Annotated in this window: 14 protein-coding genes and 2 pseudogenes; 11 read left to right on the forward strand and 5 right to left on the reverse strand. The window is 67.3% G+C overall.

The genetic code is table 11. The annotated features are described in order from the left end of the window. Position 1 precedes the first annotated feature (1 nt). From IPI67_22445 to IPI67_22460, 4 genes and pseudogenes are all read right to left on the reverse strand, one after another. A complete protein-coding gene (locus IPI67_22445; protein ID MBK7582943.1) occupies positions 2-964 on the reverse strand; it encodes a hypothetical protein in 963 nt (320 codons plus the stop codon). Between the two features lie 240 nt (positions 965-1,204). Further along, positions 1,205-5,002: a DUF4215 domain-containing protein gene (locus IPI67_22450; GenBank protein ID MBK7582944.1), complete on the reverse strand. Its 3,798-nt coding sequence runs from the start codon at positions 5,000-5,002 to the stop codon at positions 1,205-1,207. 128 nt (positions 5,003-5,130) lie between these two features. Beyond that, positions 5,131-5,584: pseudogene (locus tag IPI67_22455) on the reverse strand (hypothetical protein). Between the two features lie 7 nt (positions 5,585-5,591). Further along, a pseudogene (locus IPI67_22460) lies at positions 5,592-6,737 on the reverse strand (acyl-CoA/acyl-ACP dehydrogenase). Between the two features lie 588 nt (positions 6,738-7,325). Between IPI67_22460 and IPI67_22465 the strand changes: the two are divergent. The 10 genes from IPI67_22465 (at position 7,326) to IPI67_22510 (ending at position 14,664) form a co-directional block, all read left to right on the forward strand. Beyond that, complete coding sequence (locus IPI67_22465; protein ID MBK7582945.1) at positions 7,326-7,877, forward strand: YceI family protein; 552 nt, start codon at positions 7,326-7,328, stop codon at positions 7,875-7,877. Then, complete coding sequence (locus tag IPI67_22470; GenBank protein ID MBK7582946.1) at positions 7,877-9,235, forward strand: hypothetical protein; 1,359 nt, start codon at positions 7,877-7,879, stop codon at positions 9,233-9,235. The genes IPI67_22465 and IPI67_22470 overlap by 1 nt, the downstream gene beginning before the upstream one ends. Continuing rightward, positions 9,232-9,747: a hypothetical protein gene (locus IPI67_22475; GenBank protein ID MBK7582947.1), complete on the forward strand. Its 516-nt coding sequence runs from the start codon at positions 9,232-9,234 to the stop codon at positions 9,745-9,747. Before IPI67_22470 ends, IPI67_22475 begins: the two co-directional genes overlap by 4 nt. Next, complete coding sequence (locus IPI67_22480; GenBank protein ID MBK7582948.1) at positions 9,747-10,475, forward strand: hypothetical protein; 729 nt, start codon at positions 9,747-9,749, stop codon at positions 10,473-10,475. Before IPI67_22475 ends, IPI67_22480 begins: the two co-directional genes overlap by 1 nt. A 2-nt stretch (positions 10,476-10,477) precedes the next feature. Next, a complete protein-coding gene (locus IPI67_22485) occupies positions 10,478-10,918 on the forward strand; it encodes a hypothetical protein (GenBank protein ID MBK7582949.1) in 441 nt (146 codons plus the stop codon). Between the two features lie 104 nt (positions 10,919-11,022). Then, positions 11,023-11,679, forward strand: coding sequence for a TIGR04282 family arsenosugar biosynthesis glycosyltransferase (locus tag IPI67_22490; protein ID MBK7582950.1), 657 nt, complete (start codon positions 11,023-11,025; stop codon positions 11,677-11,679). Beyond that, positions 11,676-12,293, forward strand: coding sequence for a glycosyltransferase family 2 protein (locus IPI67_22495; protein MBK7582951.1), 618 nt, complete (start codon positions 11,676-11,678; stop codon positions 12,291-12,293). Before IPI67_22490 ends, IPI67_22495 begins: the two co-directional genes overlap by 4 nt. Positions 12,294-12,962: 669 nt before the next feature. Next, a complete protein-coding gene (locus tag IPI67_22500) occupies positions 12,963-13,433 on the forward strand; it encodes an SRPBCC domain-containing protein (protein MBK7582952.1) in 471 nt (156 codons plus the stop codon). Then, positions 13,430-14,344, forward strand: coding sequence for a sigma-70 family RNA polymerase sigma factor (locus tag IPI67_22505; GenBank protein ID MBK7582953.1), 915 nt, complete (start codon positions 13,430-13,432; stop codon positions 14,342-14,344). The genes IPI67_22500 and IPI67_22505 overlap by 4 nt, the downstream gene beginning before the upstream one ends. Positions 14,345-14,355: 11 nt before the next feature. Further along, positions 14,356-14,664 carry a hypothetical protein gene (locus IPI67_22510; GenBank protein MBK7582954.1) on the forward strand — a complete coding sequence of 103 codons (309 nt, stop codon included), beginning with the start codon at positions 14,356-14,358 and terminating at the stop codon, positions 14,662-14,664. Between the two features lie 58 nt (positions 14,665-14,722). Here the strand turns inward: IPI67_22510 and IPI67_22515 are convergent, their stop codons facing one another. Further along, on the reverse strand, positions 14,723-15,832 hold the full coding sequence (locus tag IPI67_22515) for a hypothetical protein (GenBank protein MBK7582955.1): 1,110 nt from the start codon (positions 15,830-15,832) through the stop codon (positions 14,723-14,725). 133 nt (positions 15,833-15,965) lie between these two features. On the opposite strand from IPI67_22515, the gene IPI67_22520 reads away from it, so the two are divergent. Continuing rightward, positions 15,966-16,832, forward strand: a complete 867-nt coding sequence (locus IPI67_22520) for a YihY/virulence factor BrkB family protein (protein MBK7582956.1) — start codon at positions 15,966-15,968, stop codon at positions 16,830-16,832. The last annotated feature ends 145 nt before the right edge of the window (positions 16,833-16,977 follow it).

A 16,977-nucleotide genomic window follows, 5' to 3' on the forward strand; every position in this document is an offset into this window, starting at 1 on the left:
TTCAGAACCTCCCGCTCACGACGAGGCCACCCGGCGTTGCTTTCACGACCGCCTGGGCTCCGGTGCGTTCGCGGGAGCCGAGCACGTACAGCGTGACGCCCCCGGCCACCGCCAACGCTCCGCCGATGACGAGCACCTGACTCCAGGTCTCTTTGCGCTTCGCGCGATCGATTCGGTCCTGCTCTTCCGCAGCGCATTTCTTGTCTGGGCAGCGCTGCTCCAGGGTCGAGAAGTCACTCCCGGCATCGAACCACAGGTAACTCCCCACACCCGCCGCAACGACGCCGACCGCTCCGAGCACCAGTCCCGCCGTTGGCAATACCGATTTGGACTTCGACGGTGCGCCTTCGTCGGCGGCCGCGCGCTGCGGTTCGGGATCGGCGGGTCGCGGTGTCGTGATCCAGGTGACCCGAAGGTGGGCCCGGGCCCCTTCGGGCACCGCGAGCATGCGAGAGAACTTGCGACCGTCCGGTGCAACCGCAGCAATCCGGTGCTGTCCCGGACTGATGGGCAAGGGTGTGCCGGCGACCCCAGCGGGCAGTGGGTCGTCGTCCAAGGTCAGCTTCGTTCCCTTTGGCACGTCGCCACCGAGGTCGATCACCAGCGTAGGCACGCGCCCCACTAGGATGCGGAGTCGCTCGCGAGCAAAACTCGCGCGGGTCTCGTCACCGGCCTTGACGGAGACCTCGAGCAAACGCTGGAAGCGCGCGTAGGCGTCCAGCACTCGGTCGAGCCGCTCCTCGGCCATTGCCCAGCCTTGCAGTGTGCCGCGGGCCGGATCGAGCTCATAGCTGGCGCGGAACTTCTCGACGGAGGCACGGAAGTCACCGCCGTCTGCCAGAGTCACGGCCTGACGAAAGAGCGCGTCCGCGGCGGCCTTGGTCGCGACCTCGCCGGCGCTCGCCACGCTGCTCGTGAGACACAGGCCGAGGGCACACGCCAAGATGGTTCGGGTGAGCCGCAAGCTTCACGCCTCCAGCTCGGGCAGTCTCGGGAAGCCGGGGCTCCGAGCGTGCTCCAGTTCGAAATCCATCAGCGTCATGGTGGCAACCAAGCCTCGCACAGCTCGTGCTCGAGGGCGTAGGTGCATTGTCGCCAGGGGGGTGGCCGAAGCGCAAGACATGTCGTGTGGTAGCGCCGGACCGCGACGGCAGCCAACCCTGCGGCCGCCCGAGGTGGCCCGCGTCTCGCGGTCATTCTCAGCTCATTTCGGAACCGACCACTGACAGCTGGCGTTGCAGCCGGTGACGCCGTCGCACTGCTCGCCGAAGGCGGACTGCACGTAGCCGTCGCCGCAGTAGGGTGCCCAGGTGCACGTCACCTTGCACGTTCCCGCACCGTAGGCCGTCGATACCGGAGCGTTGGCGGGCCCGTTGTCACACTGCTCGGGGCCGTTCTTGACGCCATCGCCACAGTAGCCGGGCAGGGTGCAATCGGCATTGCAAGTGCCGTAGGCGCCGCTGTTCACTCCGTTGTCACACTGCTCCCCCGGATCCTTGTAGCCATTGCCGCACTTGAGCTGGCAGTGAATGTCGCAGTTGCTAGCCAAGGAGCCGTTGGCCGCCCCGTCGTCGCATTTCTCCGGGGGTTGCACGATGCCGTTGCCGCAGCTGAGGAGCGGCACGAAGTTCTTGCAGTCCGGCGTACACGAGCCCGGCTGCCCGCTGTTGACCCCGTCGTCACACAGTTCGCCGAACGCACCATCCACGGCCTTGTCACCGCAGTAGGGCGCCGGTGTGCAGGCGTTGGTGCAGAGGGCAGTCCCGTACGCCGTGGCGCTGTTGGCCGCACCCTGGTCGCAGGTCTCCGGCGGCTTCGTCAGCTTTCCGTCTCCGCAGTAGTCGGCCAGGGTGCAGCCGGCCTTGCAGGTGCCGTAGCTGCCGTCGTTCTTCCCGTCGTCGCACTGCTCGCTGCCGTTCTTGATCCCGTCGCCGCAGCGCGGTCCGAAGCTGCAGTTCGCGTTGCACTTGCCGTAGCCGCCCGTGTTGCTGGCGCTACCGTCGTCGCACTCCTCGCCCGCGTCCACGCTGCCGTTGCCGCATTTGAGCTTGCAGGTCAGCGTGCACTTGCTGCTGGTGGCGCCGTTGTTTGCGCCATCGTCGCACTGCTCACCGTTGCCGAGTTGCAACGCGCCGTCGCCGCAGCGGGGGCCGAGCACACAGCTCGGTCCACACTTGCCGTAAGCGCCGGTGTTGTTGACGGTGCCGTCGTCGCACTGCTCGCCGTTCGAGACGACGGCGTCGCCGCAGTACGGCGCCCAGACGCAGCCTGGTCCGCACTGTTGCGAGGTCCCGCCATAGGTGGCCAGGTTGCTGCCGTTGTCACACACCTCGGGGGGATTCTGGGTCAGCGAATCTCCGCAGTAAGGCCCGCGAGTACAGTTCGGTTTGCACTTGCCGTAGGCGCCCGTGTTGTTGACGGTGCCGTCGTCGCAGATCTCGTTGCCCGCCACGATGCCGTCTCCACAGCTGGTCGTGCACTGGGAAATGGCGTGCACGAAGTTGGAGAGAGTCAGGCGGTAGTTCGACGCGTCCGTGTGGCGCTCGGCCTGGAACGTCGCAATTTCGTACATGCCGCCGACGACCAGACCGAGGTTGGTGGCCGCGGTCGCGTCGAGCGTGATGCTGCCGTTGGCCGCCGGGTGCAGGCCGCCCAGATCCACCGCCAGCTTGCCGTTGATGAACACCCAGACGTCGTCGTCCCCCGTGAAGTCGAACACCTCGGGGGTTGCGCCGCCCTGATAAGTGAACTGGTAACGGAGCTCGCTGGTGAAGGCGAAGTTGTGGTTGTTGTAGGTCTGGGCGTTGCCCCAGCCGAGCCCGTCGACCGGGAAGAACGCCGAGCTCGCGAACTGGTAGGTGTTGCCCGCGCCCTTCGCCAGGACCAGCGTCGTCGGCGGGCCGTTCGGCAGCCCGTTGGTCGTGTAGACCAGCTTCGAGTACGGGTTCGCGCCCGTGGGGTTGCCCGCAGCGCAGCCCACGTCGTGATACCACCAGCAGAACGCGGTCGCGTCCGTGAGCTGCTGAGTGCCCAGGCTGCCGATGGTTGCGTTGAAGACGGGTTTGCTGTCGCTGCCGAGGTTCGTCTTGACCAACCCGGTGCTCGGCGTCGGGCCTCCGTAGTACTCGAAATCGGGATGTCCGGGGCCGGGGGAGGTGGTGCCCCGGTAGAGGAAGTCTCGATACAAGATCGGGATCACCAGCTGGCTCGGCGGAGCTTCGGTCACGACGTTGCAGGACCAGCCACTCTCGATCTGGCAGCTTGCCGAACAGCCGTCGCCGTTCTGGGTGTTGCCATCGTCACACGCCTCTTGCGGGAACTTGAGGCCATCGCCGCACACGGGCGTGCACTGACCGTTGGCGCACGAGGGCTCGATTTTGCACGACGGTGAGCAGCCGTCATACGGGATCTTGTTGGCGTCGTCGCACTGTTCGAAGCCCTCTTTGTTGCCGTCGCCGCAGGTCGTGGCGTGGCACACGCTCTTTCCGCTCACGGTCACGCACGCCCAACCCGGCTCGAGCTTGCACGCGGCGCTGCAGCCATCGTTGCTGGCAGGATTGCCGTCGTCGCACTGCTCGAGCCCAGCCAGGATGCCGTCTCCGCACTGCTTCGCGACGCATTTTCCGCCGGGGACGGGGCACGTCCAGCCCGCCTCGAGCTGGCACGCCGCGCTGCAACCATCGCCTCCACCCGTGTTGCCGTCGTCGCACTGCTCGGTGCCGGCGATCACGGCGTCGCCGCATTTCACGGTCGTGACACACAGCTGCCCGGGGGTCGGACAGGTGAAGAGTGGCTCGATCTGGCAAGACCCACTGCAGCCATCGCCGCCCGTCTTGTTGCCGTCATCGCAGCCCTCACCGGCTTCGAGCTTGCTGTTGCCACACACCGCGACGGGCACACACAGCTGGCCCGGAGTCGGACAGTTGTAGCCGGGCTCCGCCTGGCAGGTGCCCGAGCAGCCGTCGCCCGGTGCCGTGTTGCCGTCGTCACATTGTTCGGTGCCGCCGAGCTTGGCGTCGCCGCAGGTGTTCTGCGGCGCCTTCACACACGGGCCACCCGTGGCGGGACAGGTGTAACCTGGCTCGACCTGGGTGCAGTCAGCGGCGCAGCCGTCGCTTGCATTGGTGTTGCCGTCATCGCAACTCTCGCCGGGATCGACCTTGCCGTTGCCGCAGACCCAGATCGAGATGCAGGGTTTTCCGGGCGTCAGACACACGTAGCCGGGCTCGAGGGTGCACACCCCCGAACAACCGTCGCCGGGGGTCGTGCCGCCGTCGTCGCAGGCCTCACCCTTGCCAGCCTGCACCACGCCGTCTCCGCAGTACTCGTTCTTGAGACAAGGTTTACCCGGCGTCGGACAGACCCAACCGGTCTCGAGCGCGCACGTCGCGCTGCAGCCGTCGCCCGGGGTCGTGCCACCGTCGTCACACTGTTCCCCGGAATTGACGGCTCCGTCTCCGCAGAAGCTGGTCGTCACGGGTGTGCAGGGCGCGCCGGGTACGCTGCAAGCCCAGCCCGTCTCGACCGTGCATGTCCCGCTGCAACCATCCCCCGGAGTCTTGTTGCCGTCGTCGCAGGCTTCGTTGCCACTGAGCTTGCCGTCGCCGCAGACCGCTGCCTTGACCACGCAGGGCTGACCCGGGGTGGGGCAGCCATAACCGGGCTCGACCTCGCACACGCCGGAGCAACCGTCGCCGGGTTTTGCGTTGCCGTCGTCGCAGCTCTCCGGTGTGGTGATGACGGAATCACCGCAGACCGCGGCTGCGTCGCAGCCCGGGCAAGCCCCATCGACCCCGCCGGCGTCGGCCCCATCCGGTCCGCTGTCAAACGTGATGCCGGTTCCGCCGCTGCCGCCACCGCCGCCGCTGCCGCCCGCTGCCGCCGAGCCGCCGGTGCCTCCGGCGCCGCCGTTGGATTGCGTCACGTCCGGCGCACCTCCGCAGGCGTGCAAGATGAAGAGCGCCGGGAGCGAAACAAGAACCAGCGCACGCAGGAGCGTCATGGGAACTTCCTAACTAGGTGAGCAGGGCACGCCTGACGGAAGCCTGAGCATACCGCGAATTGCGACGGGCGCGCGCGTGTGCCCGATCGGCACGTCGTGCGCCAGCGCTTGCCCGCGGTCCGAGCGCTTCAGTTTCTACCGATTGCTTGCGCCGCGCACGCCTGTTTCAGCGAGGCGTACCCCTCGAGCTGCGGAGGGACCCAGCGCTCGAGGCCCTCGAGCTCCAGGATGGGGCGGTGCTTGGGGTTGTCGAAGCTCATCGCAAAGAGTGAGTCGGCGAAGCGCCGGGTCATCTCAGGATCGGCTTCGGGGCTCGTCGTGAACATGCAGTGGTGAAAGGACGGGGACTCCCAGATGGGCTTGCCGCGCCCCTTGCTCGCGTCGAGCGCCTGCACGAATGCCAGGTTGGTGTTCGACGTCGATCTTGCCCGCGAGGAGCGCGTCGACTTGCGCGCCGTAGGAGAGAGACAGCACCACCTCGACGGGCAGCTTGGCCTCGTCACGGAAACAACTCCGCAGGCCCTCCCAGATGGTGACGACCTTGGGTTCGTAGGCCACTGCGCCGATGGTGAATGTCGTCATGCTGTCGTCAGAAGAGCGGAATGCCTAGCAGTGCCTTGCCGATGAACTCGCGGAGCACGTCGCCGGTCGGCGCCATCACCGCGCCGGCCTGTGCGTCGCGGAAGAAGCGCTCGATTCCGGTGTGGCGCGAGAAGGCCGCACCACCGCAGGCCAACATGGCGAGCCCGGTGACGGCGATGGCCGCGTCGCCGCCGGCCGCCTTGGACTCGAGCACACGCAGCATGGTCTGGTCGTTCGGCGCCTCCAGATGCCGGACCGTGTCGTCGAGACGTGCCGCGAGCCCGCTGGTGGTGAGCTGCATGTCCGCGAGTCGCGCACGCAGGGTGGGCAGAGCCTCGCCCAACGTCGCCCCGAGGTGCTCGAACTGAGCCGTCTTCAGGTGGCTGACGGTCGCGCCGACGGACGCGCGGCAAATGCCGAGGGCGACGGCCGCGGAGCCCAGACAGAAGAATGGCAACACGACCTCGAGCATCGCCTTGAAGCCGGCGCCGTCCTCGGTGAGGCGCCGCGCGGTCGGGATCTCACAACCCTCGAGCTCGACGGGTGCCGAGTCGTTGGCGCGCAGCCCGAGCCCGTCGAAAAACGCGACGGATCACACGCCCGCTTGGGTGCGGTCGACGAAGTAGAGAGTGGTGTCGGTCGGGCCCTTCCCGGCCGGTGCGAAGACCGAGACCACGTAGCTGTCGGCGAAGTTGGCGCTCGTGACCCAGGATTTCTTGGCCGTCAGCCGGACGCCCGCCGGGGTCGTCTCGGCGCGGGACACGGGAGCCCAGAAGTGGCTGCGCGAGCCGCGCTCACTGAAGGCCAAGGTGGAGAGGTGCTCCCCCTTGGCGACCTTTGCCAGCACGGGCGCCGTATCCGCGCCGGGCACCGCGGCGGCCAGACACAGCGTGCCGCACACGTGCATGTTGAAGATCATGGCAGTCGAGGCGTCCGCTTCCGCGAGGGTGCTCGCGATCTCGAAGAACATGCGTGGGTTCGCGCCCAGACCGCCGTGTTTCTCCGGGCAGCCGACGCCCAGGAGCCCGGCCTTGCCCAACGCCTCGAACGCAAGCTTGGGAAAGCGTGCATGACGGTCGTTGTCGGACGCGTGCGGGGTCACGAATTCAGCTGTGATCTTCTTGGCGGTCGCGACCGCGGCTTCGATTTTCATGTTGCTCCTTATTGCGCGAACCGCGCGTACGCCGCAACCCGGGAGGTGGTTGCATCGACTCGCACGAAAGGCCGACTGGCGTCGGCAGATGTTCAGTGCACCTCGATTTCGCCCGGAACCCTCCTTCGGGTTATCGCTATGGTGCTCGCGGCGAGCACATGGAGCCTCCCACGTCTTCCCGGCCCGCGCGGCTCGCGCTTGGCCCTCGTAGTGTCCGCCAAGCTCAGCCGACGTCCGAGTGCCTTCACGCGCATCGTGCTGTTCGGCGCGCACGCTTCGCTGCTGATCCCAGCCTATTCACACTACGAATGGCGCAACCTTCAGCCGCTCCGCCCCTTGCTGCGATGCTGCGGTGGCGCAGCTCGCCGGCAGCTTGGAGCCAACGCTGCGCGCCAGGGTCGAGCGCGTGGCGCTCGCACTGGGTCTGGTCTTGGTGGGGGTTGGCTGGTTCGGGACCCGCGTGCTGTTTGGACCGACTCTTTCAGCTGGATTGTGGCCGCAGGTAGCCAGCTCGAAACCGATCCGGGGGTATCCACGTAAGCTCCAGATACAGCGGCCCCGGGATGAGTGGAGCCGAGGAGCACCGAGATGACTCGATCGACGCTGACTTTCGCCGCCATCATTGCAGCCGGTCTTGGCCTCACCGCCGCCGCCCAGGCGCGCTGGGTGGACGCGGGCGACGTCGATGTCGGGTTCCTGGCGCGCGGGCCGGCCGGCATGAAGATCAACGGCAGCGCGCCGGAGCTCAAGGCCCAAGAAAAGGACGGCAAGCTCACGGTCACTGTCCCGCTCGGCAATCTCGAGACCGGGATGAAGCTCCGGAACAAACACCTGCGCGGGTACCTCGAGACCGACAAGTACCCAGACGCTACCTTGTCCGTGAAACGAGCTAAACTGAAGGAGCCAGCCAACGACGAGACGGTCAGCTCGAGCGCGACGGGTGATTTCACCCTGCACGGGGTGACCAAGTCGGTGAAGTTCAACTACCGCGCCAAGCGCACCGGCAGTGACTATCACGTGCAAGGTCTGGCCTCGGTAGACCTCCGCGACTTCGACGTCGAGGTTCCGTGTTATCTGGGCGTGTGCGTGGATCCGACCGTGAAGTTGAAGGTCAAGTTCAAGCTGCGCGACGTCGACTGATGCCGCGATTGTCGTTGCACCGGAGCGCCGCTCTCCGTCCGACTGTCCTCCTCAGCTGGTGCCTGCCGGCGCTGGTGTTCGCGTCGTTGTTCCTGGTGTCCGGAGAAGCGCAGGCCTACACCTGGATGCTTCGGCACAACTACTTCGGTTGCGGCACCTGTCACGCCGATCCGTCCGGTGGCGGACTCTTGACGCCCTACGGTCGAGCCCAGGGCGATCTGCTGCTGCGCATGCGCTTTGGCAGAAAGACGACGACCAGCGAGGCGGCACCGAGCACCGAGTTCGATGGCTTCGACGACTTCGATGAGGCGGACGCCAAACCTGCCAAAGCGAAACCCAAGGCGCCCGCCGTGGAGAGTGAGCCGGAGGCTCCGCCCACGACGCCGCTGTGGGGACTGGTGGAGCCTCCGTCCTGGCTGCTGGTGCAGGGTGAGTACCGGCACATGACGCTGTACAAGTTCGGCGAGTCGGATCCGTTTCGCACTTTTCCGATGCAGCTCGATCTGATGGGGCAGGCGACCTTTGGTTGGTTTCGCGCCGGTGCCGGCGTCGGTGGGGCGAAGGTTCCAGCCGGCTCGCCCCACGCACGCCGCGCGCAAGTGACGACCAATCAGAGCGATGGCTGGAACGTGATCTCGCGCAGCCACTGGCTGGGTGCCGACTTCGCGGCCAAGACCCTCACGCTGCGGGTCGGGAGAATCGAGATGCCATTCGGCGTGCGCATCCCAGAGCACACGATGTGGGCCCGCGAGGTTACCCACACCGATCGCGAGTCCGACCAACAGCACGGGGTTGCCGTCGCTTACAGCGGCGACCGGGTGCGCGGCGAGGTCATGGGCATCGCCGGCAATTTCCAGCTGAACCCCGATCGCCTGCGCGAGCGAGGGTACAGCGCCTACGTCGAGGTGCAGCTTTTGCCCTGGGCGAACGCCGGCGCCAGCAGCCTGCTCACCCATGCGCAGACCGACTTCGAGACGCTGACGGACGACGTGACCCGGCAAGCACACGGCGTGTTCGGCCGCCTCGCGCCGATCAAACCGCTGGTCGTTCTGGTCGAGGCGGATGTGCTCAAGAAATCTCGCTTCGACCTCGGGTACGTCAGCTTCGTGCAGCTCGACCTCGAGCTCGTGCAAGGACTTCACCTGCTCGGGACCGCCGAGGTCCTCGACGCCGGTTATCAAGACACGGGCGATCGCTTCAACACCCTGCGCAAGCTGCCGGGATTTGGCAGGCCGGCCTTCGGCGCCTGGGGTTCCGTCGACTGGTTCTTCCTGCCGCAGCTGGAAATGCGCGTCGATCTGCTGGCGCGGCAGGCCGAGCCCACCACGCTGCTGGCGCAGCTCCACGTGTACCTATGAGCGCAAAGTCCAGCTTCTTCACGGGTGTTGCCGCGGGACTCGCGCTCGCGGTGGGGATCGTTGCACCGTCGGTCGCGCAGGCGTCGCCGACCTTTCCGCCCGAGCTTCAGGCCGATCTGGACATGCCGTGCGCGCCTCCTTGCACCCTCTGCCATCGGGACTCCAACGGTGGTGTAGGGACCGCCGTGCAGCCGTTCGGTGCGGCGATCAAGAACGCGGGTCTCACGCTCAAGTCGCCCGAGAAGCTGCCCAAGGCCCTGGCCCGGCTCGAGGCCGAGTCCGCCGACAGCGACGGCGACGGTGTCACCGACGTGGACGAGCTGCGCGAGGGCAGAAACCCGAATACTCCGGGTGAGGGCCTGCTGTGCGCAACCTATGGCTGTGGCGCGCGGGTCGTCCGAGACACGCCGGGCCGGTCCGATGCCGAGGGTCAGGACGTGTGGTTCCTGCTGGCATTTGCCGCGGGGGCAGTCGCTGTCCGCAGACGGTCGGGACAGGGGAAGGTGAGGTGATGCTGTCGAGGCAACGAGTGAGCGTGGGGGCTCTGATCCTCTGGAGCGGGGTCGCGGGCAGTCTCGCCACGGGTTGTTACCAGACCCCGGACAGCGCAGAGCTGCGCATCAAGCTGGTGGACACGAGTGAGCCCAAGTCGCCGAAGCCGATGGCGGGCGCGCTGATCGCGATCGAGACCGGCGGCCTCTACGTGACCAACCCAGATCCTTCGCAGGCCAGCCCCTCGTACAAATACGGCGGACGCGCCGGCGACGATGGCACCCTGATCATGACCCTCCCGACCGACACCATCGGGGTGCACAGCTTCGCGACCGGTTATTACTACGGTTCGAGGCTTGTCCCGTTCGATCAGGACCTCGGGATCACCATCAACATGGAGCCGTTTCGGACGCCGTTTCCTCCGCTCCCCACCATCACGAACCCGACGCTATCTGCGGTCAGCGTGGCGCCCGGCGCCGAGTTCACGATCTCGTGCGAGGTGAAGGCGGGCGAAGCCGCCGATCCGCTGTCCGACGAGGTCATCGTCACCATCCCAGCGGAGAACCGAGCGCTGGCGCTCGCGCCGCCATCGGCAGGCGTACAGGGCAAGGGTTATCCGGACGGGACCTGGAGCCTTCAGCTCGTGGCGCCCGGCGAGCCCGGCAGCTACGAGTATTTCCTGAGTGCGACCAGCGAAGGATGTGTGACGGGCGACCTCGGCCCGGCCCTCGTGCTCGAGGTGAAGTGAGCATGCGCGCTGCGGCTCTGACCCTCGTGATCTCGGCGACCGTGTGGAGCTGCGGTCCGGGAGACCCTCCGCCGGAGGGGGACGGCCCCACGGCAGGCTGTGTCGATGGCGACGTCAGCGAGCAGCGCCACGGGAGCGCCTGTTTGTGCTGCCACACGGGCGAATTCAGCGTGGCAGGCTCCGTCGACCGAGAGGGGCCGGCCATCGCGCGGGTGGTCGTGACCGATCGTCTCGGGCAGTCGGTCGACGTGGTTCCCAACGCGTTCGGCAATTTCTTCCGGCATCGCAAGCTGAAGCCGCCGCTGTACCCCGTCGTGTTTGGTCCCGATGGGCGGGCGCTGGCCATGCAGGGTCCCGCGCCGAGCGGCGACTGCAACTCCTGTCATCGGGAGGGCGGCAGTGCTTCCATGCTCCGCGGCCCTGCAGAGAGCCCGGGCAAGTGAAAGGTCTGCGACGGGCGTTCGCCGCCGTGCGTGCCGAGTTCGAGCGCGAGCACGAGCTCAGGAGCCGGCTCTTGACGATCTTTCACTGCGCGTGAGCGAGGGAGATGCCGCTTTCCGCCACCGTCGCCATCATGGCCCGCGCGCCGCGTCCCGGCTCGTGCAAGACGCGACTCGCCGCTCGCATCGGGGACGAACGCGCTGCCGAGCTGTACCGCGCGATGCTGCTCGATACCCTGGACGCTTACGCGGCGCTGCCGTTTCAGCGGCGAGTCGTGCTCGCGGCCCCAGAGCACGACGGTGTGGCGGCAGTGCGCGCGCTGGTCCCAGCAGAGTGGACGGTGGAGTCGCAGGTCGGGGCGGATCTCGGCTCGCGATTGGCGCACGGGCGCACGGCGCTCGGAACCGGGAGGGTGGTGCTCGCGAGCAGTGATTCGCCGACGGCGCCCCTCGTGGGCCTCGCGCGCGCTCTCGCCGAGTGGTCCGATCCCCGGCGGGTGCTGCTCGGCCCGTGTGAAGACGGAGGGTATTACCTGATTGGTCTGGCCGAGGACGTCCCGCGAGTCTTCGAGGGGGTTCCCTGGAGCACCGCGGACGTGTGCGCGACGACGCAGCGCCGCTGCGCCGAGCTTGGGCTCGAGGTGCTCGAGCTCGAGCGCACCTTCGACGTCGACGAACCCGCCGACCTCGACCGGCTCCGGCTCGAGCTCGAGGCCCACCCGGAGCGGGCACCGCGCACCGCCGCGCTGGTTGGTGGCGCGTGATCGTCGCCATCTTGCCCGCGCTGGATGAAGAGGCGGCCATTGCGCGGGTCGTCCGCGGGGTCACGCCGCACGTCGATCGCGTGATCGTCGTGGACAACGGCAGCGTCGATCAGACCGCCCGGCTTGCCGCCGAGGCAGGCGCCGACGTCGTGAGTGAATCGCGGCGCGGTTATGGTCGTGCGTGCCTTGCTGGAGTGGCCCGAGCCCGCGAGCCGGGGGCAGATGTGCTGGTCTTCCTGGACGCCGACGGCAGCGACGCTCCCGAGGACCTGCCGCGTGTGCGCGGGCTTCGTTCAAGATCGTCGGGACCATCGCGCGCTACGTCGCCGCGCAACGCCGCAGCGCACGGGACCGTTAGCAGCGTCGTTCATCCGCCGCCGAAGTCGTCGAAGCGCGCGGTTCCGGTGCTCTTCCACACCGTGAGCCCAATTCGGCCGCCAGCGCTCGCGAACGGCCAGCCCGACACCGACTGTGAACCGAGGAGTGTGCCGTTCACGCGCACGGTGACCAGAGCGTTTTCGTCGGCGTCCGCCGCGATGGTATCGCCGTCGACCAGCTGCCGCGGCCACTCTTTGTGCAGCTTCCAGTTCCCGCCCGCGCAGGTCCAGAGCTGAACGGCTTTGTTCGTCGGAAAATAGGTGATCGTTAGCCGGTTACACGTCCCGGTGTCCTGCGCTTTGAGGACCAGCGAGGTGAACTGCGTCGCCGTATCAACATGGCTGAGCTTGACGAAGGCGTGCTGCGTCTCGCACAACGCCGTCACGAAGAAGAGCCCCACGACCCCGCTCGAGCCGACCGAGTTGGTGAGCTGGTTCCCCGCCACCGCAAACAGATTGGTCTGGCCGGTCCACAGGTTACCCGGCGGTCCATCGGGTCGATTGAAGTCGTCCAGTAGCTTGGGTGTGCCGCAGGGAGAGCTGGTCGCGTCGATGACGTCTGCGCCGCTGTCGGCGTCCGGGGGGCCCGCATCTTGTCCCCCGCCACCGGCCCCCGCTGCGCCGCCCCCGGTGCCAGCGCCCGCGCCGCCGCCGCCCAGCCAGGCAGTTCCCCCGGTGCCATCGTCGGGTTTTACCGCGGCGACGTCGAGGCAAGCTGTCGCGAGAAGGAGCGCGCCCAGCCATGCGAGGTGTCGCATCCGAACAGCTTAGCGCGAATGACGCCCCGTTCGGGGTGCGCCAGCTCACGGTGTGGGAAATCGTCGTTCGACCACCGCATCTTCTCGGGGCTGCTGATCGTGGTGTACTCAGGAACGGCCGAAGTATGGCCAAAACCAGGAAGTCTTCATGACCCGCCCCGCCACCACCAAGACCGAGTCCACCTTCCGCCTCGAATATGCGGTTTCCGTCAGCATCGGGGCGAAACCCGAGGCCATCTTTCAGCGCCTGACCGATGCCGCGGCGTTTCCGGCGTGGAACTCGACGGTGACCAGCATCGAGGGGGAGATCAAACAGGGGGAGAAACTCTCCATCCGGGTGCCAATTGCTCCAGGCCGCGCGTTTTCGCCGAAGGTCGCCGAGCTGGTCCCCAACCAACGCATGGTCTGGAGTGACGGGATGGCGCCCATGTTCAAGGGGGAGCGGACCTTCACGCTCACTCCCAGGAGTGATGGCACGACCGAGTTCTCGATGGTCGAGGTGTTCCGGGGGCTGATGCTGCCGATGATCAAAAAATCACTGCCGGACTTCGGTCCGGTGTTCGAGCAGTACGCCGCAGATCTCAAGCGGGCGAGTGAGACAGGACCGTCCGCGGCATGAGCGGCGCGCCCCCGCCGGAGCTGGCCAGCGCGCGCGAGCAGTTCAACGCGTTGGTTGATGGCATGAGGCCCGATCTGCACCGCTACGCCGCGCGGCTCGTCGGCTCGGCGATCGACGGTGAGGACGTGGTCCAGGACACACTCGCCAAGGCCTTTTACGCCCTCAGCCAGTCACCGGAGCTGCCGGAGCTGCGGCCCTGGTTGTTCCGCATCGCCCACAATACCGCCATCGACTTCCTGCGCCGCTACGAGCGCAAACACGTCGACCTGGTGGAGGAGATCGAACCCGTGGCAAAGGACGACTTCCCGACCGACCCCGAGGTGCTGCGCGCCGCGCTGTCGGCGTTCATGGCGCTGCCCGTGACCCAGCGCAGCGCGGTCATCCTGAAGGATGTGCTCGACGAGTCCCTCGAGGACATCGCGGAGCACGTTGGCGGCACGGTGGGAGCGGTGAAGTCGCTACTGGTCCGGGGGCGGGCAAAGCTGCGTGAGCGAGCCGCGGACTCGCCTGAAGCGAAACCCACGCCGACGTCAGCCGAGCATCGTGCGTTGGTGCGAGAGTACGTGGCGCTGTTCAATCAGCGGGATTGGCCCGGGGTTCAAGCGCTGCTGCTCGAGGAGTGCCGCCTCGATCTGGTCGCCAAGTCGCAGCGCCAGGGCAAGTCGGTGAGCGGTTACTTCGCGCGATACGCCAACGAGACGAACCTGTCTCTTCGCAGCGGCCGCTGTGAGGGACGCGAGGCTCTCGGGGCGTTCCGCGGGGACTCGCTCGGCCCGGAGTACGTGATCCTGCTCGAGAGCCGGGCCGGACGCGTGTCGCTGATCCGTGACTTTCGCTACGTGCCCTACCTGAGCCGCGAGCTGACTTTCGTCGCGGACCCAGACGTCGACGACTTCGAAGCGCAAACCTGAAGGAGCAACCAATGAAACGAGTCATGGTGAGATACCGAGTCAAACAGGACCGTGCCGCGGAGAACGAGCGGCTGATCCAGGCGGTCTTCGCACAGCTCGAGAAGGAACGCCCGGACGGGCTGCGCTACGCCTCGTTCAAGCTGCCGGACGGGGTCAGCTTCGTACACATCGCGTCGCTCGAGACCGCCGACGGGCAGAACCCCCTGGCGGCCCTCGCGGCTTTCAAGGAGTTCACCTCGGCGATCAAGGAGCGGTGCGAGGAGCCGCCGGTCGCCGAAGATCTGTCAGCGGTCGGCTCGTACCGCCTGCTGGAAGCGTGAAGCTCGCGGGGGGCGCGCTCTACCCCACGCCATTCAACGACCAGTCGTAGCCAACCGCTCAACGACAGCAGAGGGTGGTCTGACCCGTCGGCTGCAGGCTACCGCTCGCCACGCCGCCGGAGGGTGTGCAGGACCCGCTGATTTGTTTGGTGGTCGGTACCCGTTGGATCGACCAGGTCTGATTCTGGCTGCTGATGCTGTACCCCGTGCACGCCGCGCTCGTGAAAGTGGGAAACGGACCGAAGTCGACGCAGCCCGGCGCCTGCATCAGGTTGAATTTGTCGGCAGTACACGAGAGCTGGTTCGGCGTGCAACTGCAGGCGCTGCAGGTTCGGGTGTCCGCGGCGTCCGTGTAGACGGTCTCGGGCGTCGGCCACGCTGCGGGGCAAGTCGACACACCCGGCTTGCTGATGCACACGTTCTCCATGGTGTTTGCCGCGGGCGCGCAGAGCTTGCCCGCGGCGCAACCCCCGGCGACGTCCGGGCAAGTGTCGACGGCGCTCGCCCATGGGTTCGAGCTCGCGAGCTCGCCACCGGAGGCGGGGCAGTCTCCGCCGCTGACCGACGTCCCCAGAAAGCAGGAGATCTCGCCGGCGCTCGGAGCAGGGAAATTCGTACAGGTGCCAACAATGAGTGAGGTCGCGGCAGAGCAGTTCTTGTTGCCCATGGCGCAAGAAATCGTGGTGCCGTTGCAGCTCCCGGTGGGCGAGCCACAACTGCAGGCGCCACACTGGGCTGGTCCTGCAGGGCCCTGGTACTGACGCTTGGCGCTGCTGCCGTCGGCGCAGGCGGTCGGAGCCGGCAACGCCGGGCTCCACGCCTGGGTCTTCTTGCGCAGCGCGCTCCAGCCGCTGGGCAGATCGACGCAGGTGTACTCGGGGACGCAGTCGGGATCGGCGCAGTCGACCTTTGCGTCGCCGTCGTCGTCCACGCCGTTCTGGCAGTCCTCGACGCCGGTGCCGGCGCCGCTGCCGCCGGTGCTCGAACCGCTTGCTCCGCCGCCGCCCGAGCTGCCGCCGCCGCCGCTCGTGGGCTTGCCGCCCGTCGCCAAGATGGCGCCGCTGCCGCCGGTCGAGACCGCGTCGGCGACGCTCAAACAACCCGGCGCGGACCAGAGGGCGCCGAGCCCAAGGCTTACGGTCGTGGCCGCGGCGATAGCTCGACCCATGCTCGCTCAACATACTCTTTCTCTGCCCTCGGGGCTTCGGGGTCGGCGTCCCGTGCCCGGCTTCGCTCTGAAAATCCTTCGCCGCGAGCGTTGGGTTAGGTCGAGCCTGCCGACACTCGATATGGTGTCGGTCGTGCTCAAGCAGGCGTTCGAGGCCGCGCGGGCCCTCACCCGAGAGGCCTTTCGCACATTTTCCGCGCGCGGGGCTCGCCTCCTGAGCGGGTCCATCGCGTTCTACGCCCTCGTGTCCGTCGTCCCGATGCTGGTGATCGCGCTCGAGCTGGCGAGTGTGTTCGTCGACTCGGGTCAGGCGCGCACCCGCGTTGCCGCAGAGCTCGCTCGCTGGGTCGGGGTCGGCGGTGCGGAGACGATCGTCGCGTTGGTACGGGCCGCCGAGCACCGCGAGCACTCGGGTCTGGGCAACGTGTTCGGGACGCTCGTGCTCGTATATGCCGCGACCCGCCTCTTCTCTCAGCTCACGACCGCCCTGGACCTGTTGTGGGAGACTCCGCCGCCGCCCGAGGCACAACGCTTTCGGGAGCGAGCATGGCGGCAGTTCGAGCGCAGAGCTTTGGCGTTCGTGATGGTGTTGCTGGTCGGGTTCCTGCTCACGGTCACCGTGCTCTTCCACGGTGCGCTGGCGACTGCCCGGCACAGCGAGGGTTTCAGTGTGCCGGTGTCGCGGCTGATCGAAGCACCGATATCACTCGCCCTGACCGCGCTGTTGTTTGCTGCGGTGTTCCGGCTCTTGCCTCGAGCAACGGTCAAGCTCGGCGACGCGCTGGTCGGAGGAGCGGTCACCGCCGTGCTCTTCACCGCCGGTTCGCTCTTGATCACGGCGTACGTCACGCGCCGTGACACCTCCGTCTACGGTGCAGCCGCCAACATCGTCGTGCTCATGCTCTGGATGCACTACAGCGCGCAGGCCTTCTTTCTCGGGGCCGCCTTCACCCGGGCACACGCAGAGCGGCGGGAGCTTCTCGCCAAGGCGGAGAAGTGACAGGCTCCGAGGCCGTGAGACCCATTCTGCTGGACAAACTCGCGCGGGGCTCCCGCGGGGGCGGGCCAGAGCTGGTGCTGACGTACGGCGAAAAATCGATCTGTACGGCCGCCGGCTTTCAGCGGACTCGCTGACCGTGCTGAAG

It is taken from the genome of Myxococcales bacterium (assembly GCA_016706225.1).
Classification (GTDB): Bacteria; Myxococcota_A; Polyangia; order Polyangiales; family Polyangiaceae; genus JADJKB01.

What these genes read in the sequence shown, in the direction of transcription:
- IPI67_22450 (MBK7582944.1), bottom strand. Translation starts at nt 5,002, where the DNA reads ATGACGCTCCTGCGTGCGCTGGTTCTTGTTTCGCTCCCGGCGCTCTTC.
- IPI67_22465 (MBK7582945.1), top strand. Translation starts at nt 7,326, where the DNA reads ATGACTCGATCGACGCTGACTTTCGCCGCCATCATTGCAGCCGGTCTT.
- IPI67_22470 (MBK7582946.1), top strand. Translation starts at nt 7,877, where the DNA reads ATGCCGCGATTGTCGTTGCACCGGAGCGCCGCTCTCCGTCCGACTGTC.
- IPI67_22475 (MBK7582947.1), top strand. Translation starts at nt 9,232, where the DNA reads ATGAGCGCAAAGTCCAGCTTCTTCACGGGTGTTGCCGCGGGACTCGCG.
- IPI67_22480 (MBK7582948.1), top strand. Translation starts at nt 9,747, where the DNA reads ATGCTGTCGAGGCAACGAGTGAGCGTGGGGGCTCTGATCCTCTGGAGC.
- IPI67_22485 (MBK7582949.1), top strand. Translation starts at nt 10,478, where the DNA reads ATGCGCGCTGCGGCTCTGACCCTCGTGATCTCGGCGACCGTGTGGAGC.
- IPI67_22490 (MBK7582950.1), top strand. Translation starts at nt 11,023, where the DNA reads ATGCCGCTTTCCGCCACCGTCGCCATCATGGCCCGCGCGCCGCGTCCC.
- IPI67_22500 (MBK7582952.1), top strand. Translation starts at nt 12,963, where the DNA reads ATGACCCGCCCCGCCACCACCAAGACCGAGTCCACCTTCCGCCTCGAA.
- IPI67_22505 (MBK7582953.1), top strand. Translation starts at nt 13,430, where the DNA reads ATGAGCGGCGCGCCCCCGCCGGAGCTGGCCAGCGCGCGCGAGCAGTTC.
- IPI67_22510 (MBK7582954.1), top strand. Translation starts at nt 14,356, where the DNA reads ATGAAACGAGTCATGGTGAGATACCGAGTCAAACAGGACCGTGCCGCG.
- IPI67_22515 (MBK7582955.1), bottom strand. Translation starts at nt 15,832, where the DNA reads ATGGGTCGAGCTATCGCCGCGGCCACGACCGTAAGCCTTGGGCTCGGC.